Annotated in this window: 13 protein-coding genes; 8 read left to right on the top strand and 5 right to left on the bottom strand. The window is 34.3% G+C overall.

Features of this window, described 5'->3' with window-relative positions:
- Positions 1-832: 832 nt before the first annotated feature.
- A complete protein-coding gene (locus tag F6K54_RS12035; RefSeq protein WP_293077740.1) occupies positions 833-2026 on the bottom strand; it encodes a response regulator in 1194 nt (397 codons plus the stop codon).
- Between the two features lie 794 nt (positions 2027-2820).
- Between F6K54_RS12035 and hmpF the strand changes: the two genes are divergently transcribed.
- On the top strand, positions 2821-4566 hold the full coding sequence (hmpF, locus tag F6K54_RS12030) for a pilus motility taxis protein HmpF (RefSeq protein WP_293077738.1): 1746 nt from the start codon (positions 2821-2823) through the stop codon (positions 4564-4566).
- Between the two features lie 446 nt (positions 4567-5012).
- On the opposite strand, the gene tilS is transcribed toward hmpF, so the two are convergent.
- Both tilS and F6K54_RS12020 read right to left on the bottom strand, forming a co-directional pair.
- Positions 5013-6038 (bottom strand): tRNA lysidine(34) synthetase TilS, encoded by a 1026-nt coding sequence (gene tilS / locus F6K54_RS12025; RefSeq protein ID WP_293077736.1) that lies wholly within the window; start codon positions 6036-6038, stop codon positions 5013-5015.
- Between the two features lie 196 nt (positions 6039-6234).
- Positions 6235-6780 carry an NADPH-dependent FMN reductase gene (locus F6K54_RS12020; RefSeq protein ID WP_293077734.1) on the bottom strand — a complete coding sequence of 182 codons (546 nt, stop codon included), beginning with the start codon at positions 6778-6780 and terminating at the stop codon, positions 6235-6237.
- 385 nt (positions 6781-7165) lie between these two features.
- On the opposite strand from F6K54_RS12020, the gene F6K54_RS12015 reads away from it, so the two are divergent.
- The 5 genes from F6K54_RS12015 (at position 7166) to F6K54_RS11995 (ending at position 12790) form a co-directional block, all read left to right on the top strand.
- Positions 7166-7723, top strand: coding sequence for a helix-turn-helix domain-containing protein (locus F6K54_RS12015; RefSeq protein WP_293077732.1), 558 nt, complete (start codon positions 7166-7168; stop codon positions 7721-7723).
- A gap of 593 nt (positions 7724-8316) precedes the next feature.
- On the top strand, positions 8317-9162 hold the full coding sequence (locus F6K54_RS12010) for a hypothetical protein (RefSeq protein ID WP_293077731.1): 846 nt from the start codon (positions 8317-8319) through the stop codon (positions 9160-9162).
- Between the two features lie 50 nt (positions 9163-9212).
- The gene (locus tag F6K54_RS12005; RefSeq protein ID WP_293077729.1) at positions 9213-10364 is read left to right on the top strand and encodes a hypothetical protein; all 1152 of its coding nucleotides are present in this window, start codon (positions 9213-9215) and stop codon (positions 10362-10364) included.
- Between the two features lie 18 nt (positions 10365-10382).
- Entirely contained in the window at positions 10383-12203 is a 1821-nt protein-coding gene (locus F6K54_RS12000) for a pentapeptide repeat-containing protein (RefSeq protein WP_293077727.1), read from the top strand.
- A 137-nt stretch (positions 12204-12340) separates the two neighbouring features.
- Positions 12341-12790, top strand: coding sequence for a hypothetical protein (locus F6K54_RS11995; RefSeq protein ID WP_293077725.1), 450 nt, complete (start codon positions 12341-12343; stop codon positions 12788-12790).
- A gap of 195 nt (positions 12791-12985) precedes the next feature.
- On the opposite strand, the gene ruvB is transcribed toward F6K54_RS11995, so the two are convergent.
- Together ruvB and F6K54_RS11985 are read right to left on the bottom strand one after the other, a co-directional pair.
- Positions 12986-14140, bottom strand: a complete 1155-nt coding sequence (ruvB, locus tag F6K54_RS11990) for a Holliday junction branch migration DNA helicase RuvB (protein ID WP_293077723.1) — start codon at positions 14138-14140, stop codon at positions 12986-12988.
- Positions 14141-14469: 329 nt separating this feature from the next.
- The gene (locus F6K54_RS11985) at positions 14470-15042 is read right to left on the bottom strand and encodes an IS607 family transposase (protein ID WP_293077721.1); all 573 of its coding nucleotides are present in this window, start codon (positions 15040-15042) and stop codon (positions 14470-14472) included.
- 102 nt (positions 15043-15144) lie between these two features.
- Here F6K54_RS11985 and F6K54_RS11980 point away from each other — a divergent pair, with 102 nt between their 5' ends.
- The gene (locus F6K54_RS11980; protein ID WP_293077719.1) at positions 15145-15681 is read left to right on the top strand and encodes a hypothetical protein; all 537 of its coding nucleotides are present in this window, start codon (positions 15145-15147) and stop codon (positions 15679-15681) included.
- 234 nt (positions 15682-15915) lie between these two features.
- The gene (locus F6K54_RS11975; protein WP_293077717.1) at positions 15916-16767 is read left to right on the top strand and encodes an ABC transporter permease; all 852 of its coding nucleotides are present in this window, start codon (positions 15916-15918) and stop codon (positions 16765-16767) included.
- The last annotated feature ends 296 nt before the right edge of the window (positions 16768-17063 follow it).

Below are 17063 nucleotides of genomic sequence, written 5' to 3'. Positions count from 1 at the left end.
GCGTAAGACTACTGCAAAAGTAGCAGCAGCCTGTGTTAGCGGAGCTTTGCGCCAGCAAAACGTCAACCCACCGAGGAGCTTCGGCTCGGTAGGAATCTCCGCGCCTTTAGGCCGGAGAGGATGTCAAAATCTTCTATACTCTAATCTCGTACAGATTATATTTTCAGTGGCGGGTTTAATACCCTACCTTCAATGGGAGTGTTTAACCCACATTCCGCACTTCAATTTGTAACACGAAAATTAGTATAAAATCCGTAGTTTGCTTAGGTATTTAGGGCTTGCTGAATAAATCTAAAAGCATTGACATATAAAGGATTTAACCTTTTTTGGGCCTTTAAAAAGTGTCTGGTTTTCAGCTCTTCACCCTCAAAAAGTTAGTATTTTAGGCGCATAGTTGGGCAGAAAAATTAAGGGATAATTCTTACTCCTACCTCCTCGCTCATTCCCTTTTCTCCTGTCTCCTGTCTCCTGTCTCCTGTCTCCTACCCTCACCCATAAGACTTTTTCAGCAAACCCTATTTATACTATATCAATTATCCTCATTTACCTTGATCGGAAGTCAAATTCTCATTTAAATATTAAGCATAAATACTTACTAAATCTTTGACTCCTATTGACCACTATAATTTACTTCTTAATGCATGACTTTTGAATGCATGATTTCATGACTTATATTTTTATCCTACATTCTGTAGTGCAAAATGTAGGATAAGTACTTGCTTGATTGATTACTCAATCACGGCAGCTATTGTTTTCTCCTAAATTCTGTCTCCTGACTCCTGACTCCTGACTCCTTCTTATATACTACATTTTGTGGTGCGGAATGTGGGATTTAAGTATTTTGAAGTTTTGACAAAGTTCTGTCAACTTGAGAGTTTGTAGCTACTCCCGGTCCAATGTACTTCTCCACCAACATTAGTAACTCACTTTCTCCAAAAGGCTTGGTCAGATAGTGCGTAGCTCCAACTATCCTGGCCTTGACCCGGTCTATAAATCCTTCTATACCAGTGAGCATAATGATAGGTGTTTGTCGAAATGCTGTAGAGTTACGTAGCATTGCACAAATTTCATAGCCATCTAGTTCAGGCATAGCAATGTCGCATAGAATTAAGTCTGGCTTCATCAGAAATACTTCACCTAATGCTTTGAGAGGATCGCTTAAGCTACTTGCTTTGTAACCATTCTGATTGAGAATTGATTCAACCTTTTCCCGAATAATTACATCATCATCAATACACACTACTTTCTGAATTCTTGTTTTTCGTGGTTGTGGATCTGGTTTTTTGAGTTGCACTATCCCTTTTTGCACAAATGGGTATATGGCCCTAGCTACTGTTAATACATCTCTGTTTAAATATCTAGCAATTTGCTGCATAGATGTATGGCCATCTGACCAATCTCTTATTCTTTTATATATATGGGGTTTTAATGCTTTCTGTAATTGAACTGGATCTGAAATGACTGGACACTGTTCAGCAGACTGAATATATGGAGAAAACTGATTCCACTCTTGTATCTGCTTCATTATTTTGGCCAACAATGAGCTGATTTCAAAGGTTGTTAACTGAGGTGTGAGAGCTGTACTAAGATCGAAGATAAAGGACCCTCGACGAAGACTTAGTAAATTAAAGAGAGTTTCACGAACCATATTATGGATAATTACACGTCCCTGAGTTGGTGTAAGAATTCCTTTTTCCAGCAAAGCCCATAAGTATCCATATTCAGGGGCATGGATGGATGCAAAATAAGGAACTTTAATATTATCAATATCTTTATCTGCTTTGTAACAACGTAAATAGTCTCTCAAACGAGATAAGCTACCCGCACTTTGAGTAGCATAGATGATTCGACCATTGAGAAAGAATACAAACCAAGATGGTTCTGTGGGGAAGTGGTGTTGGGGTTCGGCAACATTATTATTGACTGGTGAGCTGTAAGATTCCACAAACAGTTCACCAGTTCGCTGACCTAACTCTATAAGTTGCAGGATGCTGCGGATATCAATTTCACTCAAATTTCCCTGCATGCAGCTTGTATATAACTTTTGATAAACAATTTATATATATCTTGAGAAGATTAACATACCATCTCATTTTTTCAAAAACAAGCAAGTATTATAATCAATGAAAATATGCCTTAAGAAAGTTAATGTTATCTTGGAGAAAACAATTTAAACTCTATTATAACCTGACTATTTATGTCTCAAGTGCAGATGTCTAAATATCATAAGGCATTTGTGCAGTAGTACCAGAGTTATATTATACTTTTATAAAATAGATACAGCTAACATCCTATGGTATTGCTACGCTTTATTTTACTTTTACAGTTGTTTTTAAGAGTACACAAAGTACATATTTATAATTATGGAACATGATTTTTTATAATCCTTATTACTGAGTTAGGTTTTTTGTAGATATACAAAAAATTATAAAAATATTGATTACTAAATTTAAAAAATACAATTGATAGGTAAGTAATATAATACTATAATATAGTCATAACTCAAGGACTAAACTAGATTATGAAAAAAAATTCAGCTAAAAGTATATTGATTATGATTATTAGGTTGCCTATAAGTTAAAATAATGGTATCTTTGTGCTTAAACTTAAAACTATTATCTTAATAATACTCAAGGAACGATATAATACTACAATAATTTTACATAGTTGTAAAACTTATCCTACATAGATCACCTAAGTAAAAAAAAAATTACTATTTCTTGAGTTCAAGGCAGTATAGTAATAATCTTTACTTTACTGGTAACATAAAAAACTACAAAAATCAAGCTTTTAGCATAGAAACCTTAAGAGGATAACAGTGTGCTGTATTTAGCAGAAGTACAAAAGAGACCAAGTGGTTTTGGTCTAGGTGGTGGTAAAACTGATTTGAAGCTACTAGCCTCTCAGCGTGGTGAAAATAATTGGGTGGCTGTACCTGGAGAAGAAGTTATTCTAGCCGATGAAGCTAAGGAATTTTCTCCTGGTTCATTAGTGTTAGTAGATTTGAACAATAGTAAGCAGGTGCAGCAAATTCAAGATGCTGCCCGTCAGTTGGTGAAAATTCTGCAAAATTTCTCTCGCTCTCAAGAAAAATCTAAAACACAATGGGAGGAAATTGAGCAATGGAAAGCTTCTCTAACTTTTCAGGCCCAAGAGTTGAATCGTAGAGAAATGGAATTGCAGGCTAAGGAAGAGCAGCTTGAAGAACTACAAGCAGAAATCGACCGCTTGGAGCAACAACGTCAAGAAATTAGTCAAGCTCAAGAAGCATCTCAGCAGCTTCAGGAACAGATAGAAAAAAACCGAGAAGAATTAGAAACAACTCGTTTAGAATTACACAGACAACAAGAAGAGTTTGACCAAAATCAGGGACAACTGTCTCAAGGAGCAGTTTTAGATGAAGAACAATCTCAGTATATTCGAGATTTACTGACTTGGTTGAATGAGGCGATCGCTCCTACAAATCTTTTGGGAGAAAAGTTAAGTCAGTCTTTAGAAATAGTTAATTCTCAACAGGAAAGTCTAGAGCAACATGGACAACGGTGGAAAGAACAGCCGACGTCGTATAGTAATTCTAGCGAACAACAGGAAGATATAGAAAGTTTGGTTAGTCATGTCCAAAACCAATGGCTAGAATGGCGAAAAGACCGGGAGTCTTTAGCCGAATCTATTTCGGAATTGAGGTCGCAACAAACCTTATTGGCAAGTAAGCAGGAATATAGTCAAGTTTTAAATAGTCAAATAGAGGTACAGACACAACTTTATGAGCAACTGAGTAATCTAACAACAGCATTAGAAGAAAGTGATGGTATTTCTGAGAAAGTAGATGTTGAAGCTCTGGAAAAAATTTCTCTTAATGAGTTAGAGCAACTGGTTCAAAGTTTACAACAAGACTTACAGAGAGATATGAGTTTTGTTAAAGACCAGGAAGAAGAATTGGCATTACAGCGACAAGAAATGGATGCTTTGCAAAGAAGAATCGATCAAGCTACTGAATATGACAGAATTAGCTTAGAGTCAGAGCTTTCAGACGAACAAGATTGTTACAGAATGTTAAATGAATCTTTAGTAGGTTCTCAAAGAAATCTTAAGGAAAGACAAGAAATATTAAGTCAACATCAAGAAGTTCTCTGGCGCAGATTAGGTAGTTCTTCTGGCCAACAGCAGCAAAACAAAATAGATTTAAAGCCTACGTTATCACAGGTTGATGCTCAAAGGCAGAAACTGACAGAGAATTTACAAAGTTTAGAAGCTGAAATTCAACAAATACAAACAGATATTGCCCAAAAAGAAGAAATTATCAATAGTCAGACTCAGCAACAAGAAGCGAAAAAAAAAGAAATTGAACAACTAGAGTCGAGTTTACGAGAAAAGCAGAAGGCAAATTCACAAATAGGAAATGAAGCTATTTATCAAGAAGTTATGTTACCTATGCAAGATTATCTTGAACAAGTTAAACAGCAACTAGAAGAAGTAGCAGGAGGAGTAAATCAAGTACAGGGTATAGGGACACAGGTGGAGCAGTTACAGCAAGTCCTTCAAAATATAATTGGTCAACCGGATTGAAGAAGGCAGAAAGCAGAAGGCAGAAGGGAAAATTGTATGGGGATTCTTTGACACGCCACTCTGTGTCTACAAACCCCAAGTAATTTTAAGAACTGTATAGATGGTGGGGCATCAAAGCGATAAAAGAAAAAATAATGAGGAACTTATAGCTCTCTGAACCCCCCATTAGTTGAACTTAAGATATTTTCTACTAAATTCACACAAAGGTAGTTACATCTTAAATTTGTGATTTATTCCTACAATAAAAAAATCAATATTCCATAAAATCTAAAAATTCAACCTTTTTTATTATGTTTTTCTTTCCCTATTCCCTGTTCCCTTTATAATTTGTGATTTATTCCTACAATAAAAAAATCAATATTCCATAAAATCTAAAAATTCAACCTTTTTTATTATGTTTTTCTTTCCCTGTTCCCTGTTCCCTGTTCCCTGTTCCCTGTTCCCTATTACACTAATAAAATCCAAGGATGTCGAACTTTGGCGATCGCTCCACCAGGAAATGGGTCTGTTTGAGAACGGTTAGGAGCATTAATTAGATTTGTTAGTTTTTCAATATGACTGAAGTTAGGATGAATAGGTAAAACTTCTTGTAAAATACGCCTTATTACTCTTCTTTGTAATGCTAGAGGAACTTCGCGTAATACTAAACGGTTAATATATTTTACCTGTTGAGACTCAAGCTCAGAAATATTCAGATTATCTATATCTATCTTTGTCACTTTCTCCAATAGATTTTCTGTCTGATTTTCAAGATAATCTACTTCTGCGCTGAGTATTTCTGCAGTTTGTGCCAGTGATAGTTCAGCTTGAGGATTAAACTGGCGTAGCATAGGAAATAATTCGAGGCGGATACGGTTACGAGCATAACGTAAATCTTGGTTTGTAGAATCTTCCCATATACCAATTTTTTGCTTTTGACAAAAGTCGCCTGTTTGACTACGAGTAATTTCTAATAAAGGACGTATCAGTAATATAGAAGAATTTTCTGTCAGAGGACGTTGCCAAGTCAAAGCTTGTAGTCCATCAGTACCACTTCCACGAATTAAATTATATAGAAGAGTTTCTGCGCGATCGCTAGCTGTATGGCCAGTTACGATGTATGGACAATTGGACTCTAAAGCAATTTTAGTTAAGGTTTGATAACGCCATTTTCTAGCTTCTGCTTCACTTTGATAAACTCTATCCGCTACTGCTAAAAAGAATGGCAGTTGCCAATTTGTTGCTAATTTTTTCACATAATTAGCATTAGCTTCTGAGTCTGGTCGCCATCTGTGGTCACAATGAGCTATTGCTAAATACCAACCCCATTTTGATTGTAAATCTAACAGTAATTTAGTTAGGCTTATGGAATCTTGACCACCAGATACTGCGATTAATATTCTTTGGTTTTCTGGTAATAATTTTCGTTGACGTAATGTTTTATGTAGTTGGTCATGTAGTGGTGTCCAGTTTTGATTTGCAAGTTGATTCACTGGGTATATTAAAGAGATGACTGGAAATTAGGAAGAAAGAAGAAATTTTATTTTTAAAGAAGGTTAATCTGCAAGGATAGTTTTTTCACAACAGTTGTAAAGGAGAACTTTTAGTAGTCAATAGTTATGCAAAATAGTAGTGAGCAATTTAATTGTACTATTCAAGATAATTTGAATGGATTTTTGACAAACAAAACTAACTGCAACCTCTAATTTTACAAGTATTATCAACTAAACTTTGAGCAAATTTATCAAAACGTTCCGATATTTTTTCATCCAATAATTTACCATCACTAGAAAAAGCATTCCAAGCTTGACCAATAGCAATTTGTTCCGGAATAACCCAAGCATGAACCCATCGCAGAATTAACCGTAAATGATTCAGCGCATTACTATTTGATTGACCTCCCAAAATACTAATTAAACCTGCTACCTTTCCATCTAGATGTTCAAAACTCATCAAGTCAAGGGCATTTTTCATCACACCACTAACACTGCCATGATATTCTGGCGTGGCCAAAATTAGACCATCAGCCTGCTTAACTACTTCTCGGAGTCGCTCTACATCTGGATATTCTGAATAATCACCCTCTCCTTTACAAAAAGGAAGATTGAGCGATCGTAAATCCAATATATTCACCTCTGCACCGAGAGCTTCTACTTTCTGAATTGCTATTTCTAGAGCTTGCTGACTATAGGAAGTAGACCGCAAACTACCTCCAATTCCCACGATTTTTACCATTATTTTTGACTAAATTATAGTTTCTGTTATACCATACTTGTTATGAGATAATTTAAAATAAATAATTAAACGATGTGTCTAACTTGACAAGTTAATCTATTAATTAGGCTAATAAAAAAAGCCATAAATCAAAGGAAATTAACTTAAAATCATATTACTAATTTTTGTTTTGCAATTAGAGACTAGGAAAATTCAGTCTAAGTCATATTGCTTTAATCTATTTCTGTGGCACTCAGTCGTTAAATCAAACGCCGTTAATTTCTGTGGATATTTTTTAGTTGTGAAATTTAACGGGAGTCTTTCTTAACATTAACTAAGGTAGTGCTTTTTGCATTTCCAAAATTATACTTATTATCTAATATCTAAAAACCCCAACGTTGTAGTTATGAGTGTATCTTTAGTTACTACTACACAAGCTGCTTTTTTACTCAATATTTCCACTGGTAGATTGCGGGAGTTGCTGAACCAAAATCGAGTTATTGGTGCTTATAAGCTAAAAAGACTCTGGATGATTCCTCTCAACCATCAGGGAATGCCAGAAATTAAACCCGGTCGTCGTGGTCCTCAAGGAACTTGGAATAAGAATAGACGGACAGGTAATACCTTTATTCATGTTTTACGAGATACTATTGACTACAACCGAGACAATAAAACTTCTCATCCAGCAGTTGCTGTGAAAGTGGGAGGTAAAAAGGATTATTGTCATGCTCTAAAAATTCATGGCCCTTGTCAAATAGTTTATCAACCTCACAACCCTAATAAAAGTCAAGCTGGTGGCGCTCGTCTGTGGATTGAAGTAGAACCACAACATATTGTGGAACGGGTGTATTTTTCCGATGGAGATTATGGTCCGCCTCCAGAAGTGGTTGAACAGAGAGCGAGATTTCAAAAGAAAAAATCAAAACCTAAAAAGAGAAAGCAAAAAAAGAAGGGTAAAAGGTAATTAAGAGAATCAGTTAAATAAAAAACGAGTATGAGAAAGAGAATTTTTGAGCAGAGGTAATGTTCTGTTCAATTTTTGAGTGTCTATCCAAGGCGTTAAATCCTTTCTAATATCTGATTTATAAAATAAATATTAAGAGGCTGAATTTCTTGCTATATTTAGGCGTGGCGAATTATTGTCCAGTAATCAACAAATTACTAAAAGCTAGGTAATATAAAACTTTTCCTTCGGAATGCTGCGCAAACAGCTAAGTTTACAAATCAGCTCTAAAATTTTTCTTGCTAATATAGAAAACAAATGGGTGCTTAGAAAATTTTTTTCCTTTTTATCTTGCCCCCGTTGTCTGGTTATTTTTACCCTTAACTATTCTTCTAATCAACTACTTCTTTTCTATAGAGTAAAAGACAAGTTCATCTTGCAGTTTTTTTGACTAGACAATTTCTGGAAATTCAAAAACTCAGGAGGTAGTTGCCAATATAGTCAGATCGCTTGCAAACAAATTTAGGAAATTTGTAGTTTAGGATTACTTGTTCTGAGTTTAAGGAACCTTAGTATTTTTATTTTATTAAATAAGTTCAATTGGGTGTTTTCGTATGAAAAACAATCGCTTTATATCTTCATTAAGTAGGATAATTCCAAGATTAGGTCCGATAATTCCATTACTTGTGATTTTAGTGTTTTTCTTCCCAACATTATCAAAAAGAATAAAGGGAACTAATTTTTGTGAGGTTGAGAAGATTAAGAATGAAACACCTCTATCCAAAAGTGTGCAACCTAATAGTTCTATATATGGAAATTTCTTCAGAACTCAAAATTGTTTACCGCACAAAATAATTTTAAGATTGCCTATAAACGCCATAATAGAAAACAGCAATAATAGCCGTAAAAACGGAAAACATAATCCACAAGTTTCGACAATAGTTACTTTTTCTCATAAACCTGAAACATTTTATATAAGGCGCATAGATCGGCTCAAAGATAGTCTAAAGTTTAGCAGTGAAGATAGTTGTTTTGCTGGCAAATGGTCTACTGAGGGAGACGAAGTGGTTTTTCACGCTAGTATGGAAAGAAATTTATTAATTAGCGATTCAGATATTGTAAGTATTATTTTTATTTTGTCTCTTCCTATAGAGATTAGAGAAGCGAAAACTAAGATTTTTATTGATAAGTATACTTGGGATAGAATAGGAAATGAAAATTATTTTAGAATCAGAGAATATAAAAATCTAATGTCTGTGTTAAGGGCAAAAGATAAGCTAGAGAGTACCAAAAATGAAGTTAGCACAAACCTAGCTAGTGAAGTAGAAAGTTTGGTGGGAAAAGGAGGTTTATATATAGGAAAATATGTTGCTGAACTTATAGAAAGTCAAGATAAAATAGTTAAGTATGACCCTATTCAAAATGAGGGAGCTTGCGCAATACCAAAAGATTGGAACTGATGAATTTTTTTTTATTCACATAGAACTGATTGTTAATTTGAAGTATAATTATGAATAAATTTAGCTCAAAGAATCATAAAGAATACTGCGAGCGACTTGAAAGATATCGGAGTCAAAAAAACGCAGGCTTTTTTGTTATTGATTCGCTCATACCATGGTTACTTATAGGATTCTTATTAATCCTTAGTCTTTCTCAGCTTGCCATACTAAATAAGGGTTTAGGAAATTTATTTGAATTAGATTCTGATCAAATTTTTAGTATTCCGAGCAAAACTTTAATAAGCTTGCTAGTAACAACATTTTTACCCATTGCTTCTTTAATAGACGAGTCTGGAATTCTACTTAAAAGGTTAAAGTTTTTAGGCATACCTTTAATATGGTTTTTATTTCTAGCAGATATCTATCTAACGTTTATAGCTATGTTAAATGTTGTACCGAATTCTGATGACAATTGGAGAGCCGTGACATCTCTTATCATAGCAGCAGTATTATCTATTTCTACCTTATTTATAAGTAAAACCATAATTAAAAATTTATACAAACGGGAAATATATGATCAAAAAGTAAAGTACATCCAAAAAATACAAGGGCTTGAGGATAAGCTGATTGATTATAAAGAGTATTCAGATTCTATGCGTGAGTTAAAGAAAAATTTTAATCCAGTTAAAAAACTAATTGTAGATTTTGCTTCTCAAAGTAAAAATATTCTTGAAAAATTATCTAGTTTGGATGAGTCAGTTAAAGAACTGAATTTTCCTCAACCTCCTCAAATAGATATTTCTTCAGAGAGTAACAATGAAGTGATTGAAAAACGCACATACTACTTGAAAAACTATGGCAAATCAGAGGAAGATTTACGACTACCATCAGAATTATCTCCTGTTGCGTATCTGCTGTTTGAGGCAATACAAAACGAACATTTGCCAAAACCTATTGTGAGGGAATATGCACCAAAGCAAGGTTTACCAAAGTGTCTAGTCTTAGATTTTGATGACTATAATGTTGTTGTGTATTGCCGAGATGAAGAATTCAAAGGAAAAGAAAAAAAATGGACTCCTGAAGATGAAATTAATTTTAAATCTAGATTTAATCAGCACACCGTAGAAGGAATACAAAGTTTAGTATTCACAGCAGAGGAAATTATGAATAATCCTTCAAAAGTATCAGCACAGATAAAAGATGTTATTGATAGTAAAGTCTAACTAAAGTTTTTGATAGCTATGAAGATTAGTTTTTCTCTTAAAATTAAAAGTCAGCAAAATTCTGACCCAGAATTATTTGAAGTACCCTATTTATATGAAGGAACCCTTTGCAATGTAATAGTTTACGGTAGTCTAAATGAACCTCAAATATTAGTAGAATCCTTAGAGGAAAAAAAGCAATTACCTTTAACTTCAAAATACTGGTTTTTTCTCAGAATTTCTTGGTCAAGAGTTAATGGTTTCAAATTCTGTCAATATATTGACCAAGAAACTAAAACTTCTCTTCGTTCAACTACAGGTTCACTTAGAGGGGGAGATAAAATAGAAATCGGCAATAACTTAGCTACGATAATATTTAAAGCCGAAGTTAATCAAGAGGATTTAGATACTATTGAGCCAACAATATTTCTGGAAAAATGTAGTGAATTTGGAATTAGAGTAGTAGATACTAAGTTTTCAAATTTGAAAGTAGTAGTTGATGGACTTTCATGTGCTAACTGTCAGTTAGTTAATGTAGAGTTTTCTGAAGCTCAACTTCAAGGTGTAAATTTTTCTAATAGTTTCCTTAAGCAGGTTAAATTTTTCAACTCTAATCTTAATCGTGCAAAGTTTAGTAATTCACAGTTAATTCAGGTCGAGTTTTCTCAATGTAATAATTTAACAAAGGCTACTTTTGATAATTGTCGTACCGTTTATACTAAGCAGAAAATAGAAAATGATGAAATACTGATTTTTGACAATTGTGATTTGACTGCTTCTAGCTTTAAAACAGCTATACTTTGTAGCAAATTTGAAGATTGCAATTTATCTAAAACTGATTTTTCCTCAGCACAACTTGTAGCTTGTAGATTTTACGATTGTGAATTTTCAGAGACCATCTTTTCTGATTCTCAATTTAAGGTTTTTAGAACACAGGTAGATAAAAATAAGAAGCAAAATGATAATAATGATGAATTAATTAATTGTTATATTGGAGTTAAACTAGACTCTCCTATTAAGGAGGGAAAAACTCATAATCCTACAATCAGTAAATGTCAATTTAATGGTGCTTTAATGAATTTGATTGACATTAGTGAAAATACGATAATTGAAGAAAGTAACTTTGAAGGAACAAGCTTACGCAAATCTAAAATTCGTAACTGTAAATTTGTTAAAACTAATTTTGCTGGCAAAGTTATGAAGTCAGCGGATCTTTTATCTGCTGATATTTCAGGTAGTGAATTTGAAGATTGCAGTTTAAATGAAGTCAACTTATCTCAAGTAAAAATGATAGATGCCAAATTTAATAACTCTGAGCTAGTGAGAGCTACTTTCTGCAATGGTAATTTAAGAGGTAGTAAATTTTTAAATAGTAACTTAACAGGAGTTGATTTTAGATACGCAGATTTAACCCTATTAAAGATAGATAAATGTATCCTTAACTGCGCCAATTTTTTTCAAACCCAAAGAGGAGGTATTAAGTTAAATGAAAATAATTGCACTATTTCTTGCATTGATTGGAATCCGAAAAGAGATGGTGAAATACAAATTAGTGCAGAAGATTTTTTAAAGATAATTAAAGGAGAAAAATCAGCCATTGCAGTCATTACTAATCTGTCAAAAGAAGGAGCTAGTTATATATTCAATACTTACGCAAATGCCAATGCAAAAAGTGCTGGTGAAGACTTCAATGATTCCTCAATAAATACTCAAGGAGAGGTGAGCGATAGTTCATTTGCTACAGGAAATATTATTGAAACAGATTCTAATGAAGAGCTAGAACAAAATAAAGATAATACTCTAGATAATAATGAAACTCAATCTAATGATTCATCCGATGAAGAGAATGAGGAAACTTAGTTCTTACTGGATTTCCATTTGAAATAAAAGTAGCAGTTCAAACAACCTAGTTATTGGAAACTATTTCAGGTTAACCATTTTCTACAACTCTTTGAAAAATGCTACACTGAGTTTATGTAAAAACAAGAGATAAAACTATGAGCAAAAAAAATAATACATCTATTACAGTCAGTGGCTCAATGAAAGATGCTACTATAAAAACTGGAGATATTCACACTCCTAAAGATTCACTTTCTGAGGAAAATAATACATCTATGAATATGCAAAATATAGATGTAAGTAATGGTAATTTAAAGACAGGAAAGATTGACGAAAGACTTGAAAATTATCAATTAGAAGTAGAAATTCAGGAACTTAGAAAGAAAATTCAACCACTATTAGAACATCTTGCCCAAAATCCCATAACTGCAAATGAAGCTTTGGCAGAAACAGCTATTCAACAGCAAATAAATGATAATCCAACTCTTAGAAAACGACTAATCAGTGCTTTAGAAGCAGGAGGTATTCAGGCATTAAAAGCAATATTTAATAATCCTGCAATCTCTATTCCAGTAGAGACAATCAGGGGATTCTTGAAAGCACGATAATATCTTCAACAGATATTTCAAAATTTGAGGCAGATTAAGCGATCGCTCATTTCCTAAAAGTTAAAACCGCTGTAGATTAATAATAAATCTCGTAGAAAAAAATCTTATGGCGGTTCATAACTCCTTATCTATAACAAAACTAAACTACAACAAAAACAAATAGCTTGCCTCCAAAATCATAACCAAATTAAAATTTCATAACTTTAAACTCAACTGTTCATCAGGCGGAGTAAAACCCAAATGCCTCCAAGCTGCAGCCGTCACAACCCGACCACGAGGAGTGCGCTGCATAAACCCAATCTGCATCAAATATGGCTCATAAACCTCCTCAATAGTTTGAGCATCCTCCCCTGTGGCTGCTGCCATTGTCTCTAAGCCAGCAGGGCCACCATTATAATTCTCAATCATCGTCCTTAATAAATTACGGTCTGTCCAATCTAAACCTAGAGGGTCAACATTAAACAACTCCAAAGCTTCACCTGCAACCTCAGCATTTATCGGAGTCAACTTTTTCACTTCCGAATAATCTCTAACCCGCCGAAGTAAACGATTAGCAATTCGAGGCGTACCCCGGGAACGACGGGCAATCTCCTCAGCACCATCCTCTGTAATATCCGTATTTAAAAGTTTTGCTGCTCGGAGAATAATTAGACTCAGTTCATCAACCTCATAAAAACGTAACCTCTGGATAATTCCGAAGCGATCGCGCAGAGGAGAAGTTAGAGAACCAACCCTAGTAGTTGCTCCTACCAAAGTAAAAGGTTTTAGAGGAATACTCCTAGTCTTAGATGTTTTTCCTTGCCCGACTGTAATATCTAGTCTAAAGTCTTCCATCGCCGGATAAAGTATTTCTTCTGTCATTTTGGAAAGGCGATGGATTTCATCTATAAACAAAATATCCCCTTTTTGTAAACCTACTAGCAAACCAACTATATCTCTAGGTTTTTCAATGGCAGGAGCAGTAGTAATTTTACAGTTAACTTCCATTTCTGCTGCCAATATTAGAGACATAGTAGTTTTGCCCAATCCAGGAGGACCATACAATAGTAAATGGTCTAGAGATTCTTTTCTAGATTTAGCCGCCGAAATCGCAATATTCAATACTTCTTTCAGGTCTTTTTGTCCGATATATTCGGCTAACTTTTGAGGTCGGATTTTTTCTTCATTTTGACTACTACTCTTTTCTGCTGTAGTTGCCTGTGCTTCTAATAGAGCTTCTACTTCCTCTAATTCAGCCTGAGATTTTGATTTTTTGGTTTTATATGAAGTTTTTTTTTCTGAGGCTGAGAAAATGTTATCTTCTGGCCTTTCTGGTTGTGGAGATTGTTTTTTGGAAGAAATTATGGCCATAAATAGGAAATGATATCTAACATTATTTACATTCCTCTACAAAAGGCTAGCTCATAGCTAGTTAGGGTTTGCGTATGGAAAGTCTTTTTGCTGAGGTAGGAGACAGGAGACAAGAGACAGGAGAAACAGGGAATAAGCTAGGAGGTAGGAGTAACAATTGTCTCTCAATTTTTCTGCCATAATCATCCCAAAATACTAGCTGTTTGCAGCTCTTACCACCGAAAAGCTGGTACTTTTTTCAACTCTAAAACGCTAAAACCAATATCAGTCAATACTTTTAGAATTAATCAGCAAGCCCTAGTTAATAATATATATTTCAGCTAGCTAAATCAGCCTTCCTGAGATTTTAACTCAGCAATCATCTTTTCAGTTTTTCGTTTCGAGCTTCTTAATCCGTAAATTCGCGAGCAAAAAGAAGTAATAATAGCGATTAAGTCTTCCATTAACTCATCTTGTTTTTCCTCGCTTGAATTAACAATCTCAACTTCTTTACCTAGTTCTTTTAACAAAATTTCTATATAATTTGTACCAAATCTGGCTAAACGGTCTTTATGTTCGACAATCAAAACATTATAGTTGGGGTCAACTAGAATCTTAGCCAATTGTTTCCGATTATCGTTTAAACCACTGCCAATTTCTTGAACTATTGTATAGATTTTATAGCCTTTAGCAATGGCATAATTTTTTAACCGTTCAGCTTGTTTATCTAGATGATCTTTGTTTTCTGCACTGGACACTCTTGCATAAATGCAAGCTACCACATCTGGTTTGGAATTGTACTCATCGGTGATAATAATTGTACCAGAAGGCAACTGATAACCTGTTAAGTTCCCTTGTTTCCACCACCTCCAGGCTGTTCGATAACTTATTCCTACTTTTTTAGCATAGTCTGAGAGTTTCATGTCTATAGATTAACATGAATGACTATATTTGACTATATTTGATTGTATTTGTGTTAAAACTTTACAATACAAGAAAGTATATTTAAGAAAATGTCCCAAGCTATGAAATCAACATCATTATCTATACCAGAAAATATAACATTTGAAGAAGCGATCGCCTTAACTCAAGAAATAATGTCTGAGATAGAAACAGGCCAGTTATCGGAAGATAAAATAGGGTCATTAATTGGAGATTTAGTCAAGAGTAAAAATGGTGCTAGAGGATTTTTCGTTAGTTATCTTACAGATTCTAGACCTTTAGCAGATAATCCATCACCATCAATATTTAAAGCCTTAGAGTCAGCTCCAGAAATAGTGGTAGAACTGTTGGTGAAAAATCTGGCCATGTGTTCGGCAATGGTAGTCCACCATCAGCGAAATCAAGATGAGGAGACAGCCAATGAATCAAAAAGAGTGCGATCGCGAACCACAAGACTAATTAAAAGTGTAGATATTCCTACCTTAAAAGGTGAAATTGAGGAATTATATCAAAGTACAACTACTGGAGTGGGAAATTACAAGGAGTTTCTAGAACGTTGGGGCTACGATGATGAACAGTTAAAGGTAATTCAGCAAGCAATTGAACCATTACTTTCTTAGTTTTGTATTAGCTTAAATTTATAAGTGTACCACATATATTTGGTAATAACTTTAATCTGTAGAGAGTATTTTGAGCAATCCCCTGATATAATCTCAAAAACTGTAGCCGTCTACTAGCAAAAAGTAATTAAACTGCTGATTGTTTAGTAGGTGGAAACAGTAGATTATATACACTTAGCGTGAGCAATTCTGCTTAAGTGTGGTGTAGAGGAGAAAAGGGAAAATCATAGGACTATGAAAGGAATTGTCCGCAAAACTAGCAGGGTTAGTAGGTGGCTAACTGTGGTCAATACTTATTGGTTGGTAAATCTGAACCTGTTATTAACATTAGTACGAAGAGATTTAGAGGCTAGATATAAAGGATCTATTCTGGGGAATTTATGGCCATTACTTAATCAAGTATCCCAACTTTTAATTTATACTTATGTATTTTCAGTTATTCTTAAAGTCAAGCTTAACCTAGAAGGGCTACCTGAAGATAGTAAGGTAACTTTTGGATTATGGTTATTTGCTGGTTTAATACCTTGGCTAGCTTTTACTAATGGATTAACTCAAGCTTCTGGAGCTGTGATTGGACAACCTAATTTAGTCAAAAAAGTAGTATTTCCCCTTAGTTTATTGCCCTTAGTTCCGGTTTTTTCAACTTTTATAGAAAGTACATTTGGATTAATAGTTTTAACAGGAATGGTATGTATATCATCTGGGGTACTCCATCAAACATTATGGCTATTACCAATAGTATTTTTACCGCAGCTTTTATTAACCGCAGGTTTAGGTTATTTTACCGCAGGATTAACAGTATTTTTACGGGATATTCCTCAGACTTTAGGAGTAATTTTAAATCTTTGGTTTTACGTTACACCAATAGTATATCCGGCAGATGTAATTCCTGAAAATTGGCGAATATGGGTATTTTGGTGTAATCCTTTAACAGCGATCGCTGAAGTATATCGTGACCTGGTTTTAGTAGGAGAAATTAAACACTGGGGAGAGTTAGGAATTGCTGCTTTGATGTCTGTATTAATATTTTATTTTGGCTTGTGGGTGTATATAAAATTACGTCCTGCTTTTGCAGATGTTTTATAAATAGGGTTTGCGTATGGAAAGTCTTTTTGCTGGGGTAGGAGACAGGAGACAACCCACCCCTAACCCCTCCCTGGAGGGGAAGACAGGAGACAGGAGAAATAGGAATTTAGAAGAGGTAGGAGTAAGAATTGTAAGAATGATTTTTCTGCCCAACTATGCGCCTAAAATACGCTCCTTTTTGAGTGTGAAGAGTTGAAAACCAAGGTATTACAGACCTAAAAAGACTAAAGTATTTATATGTAAATGTTTTTATATTTAATCAGCAAGCCCTAAATAAAAACACCTTAATCTATAAA

This window comes from Okeania sp. SIO3B5 (assembly GCF_010692555.1).
GTDB lineage: Bacteria > Cyanobacteriota > Cyanobacteriia > Cyanobacteriales > Microcoleaceae > Okeania.
Note: the sequence above shows the minus strand (reverse complement) of the source record. Positions and strands in the feature narration are given on the sequence as shown.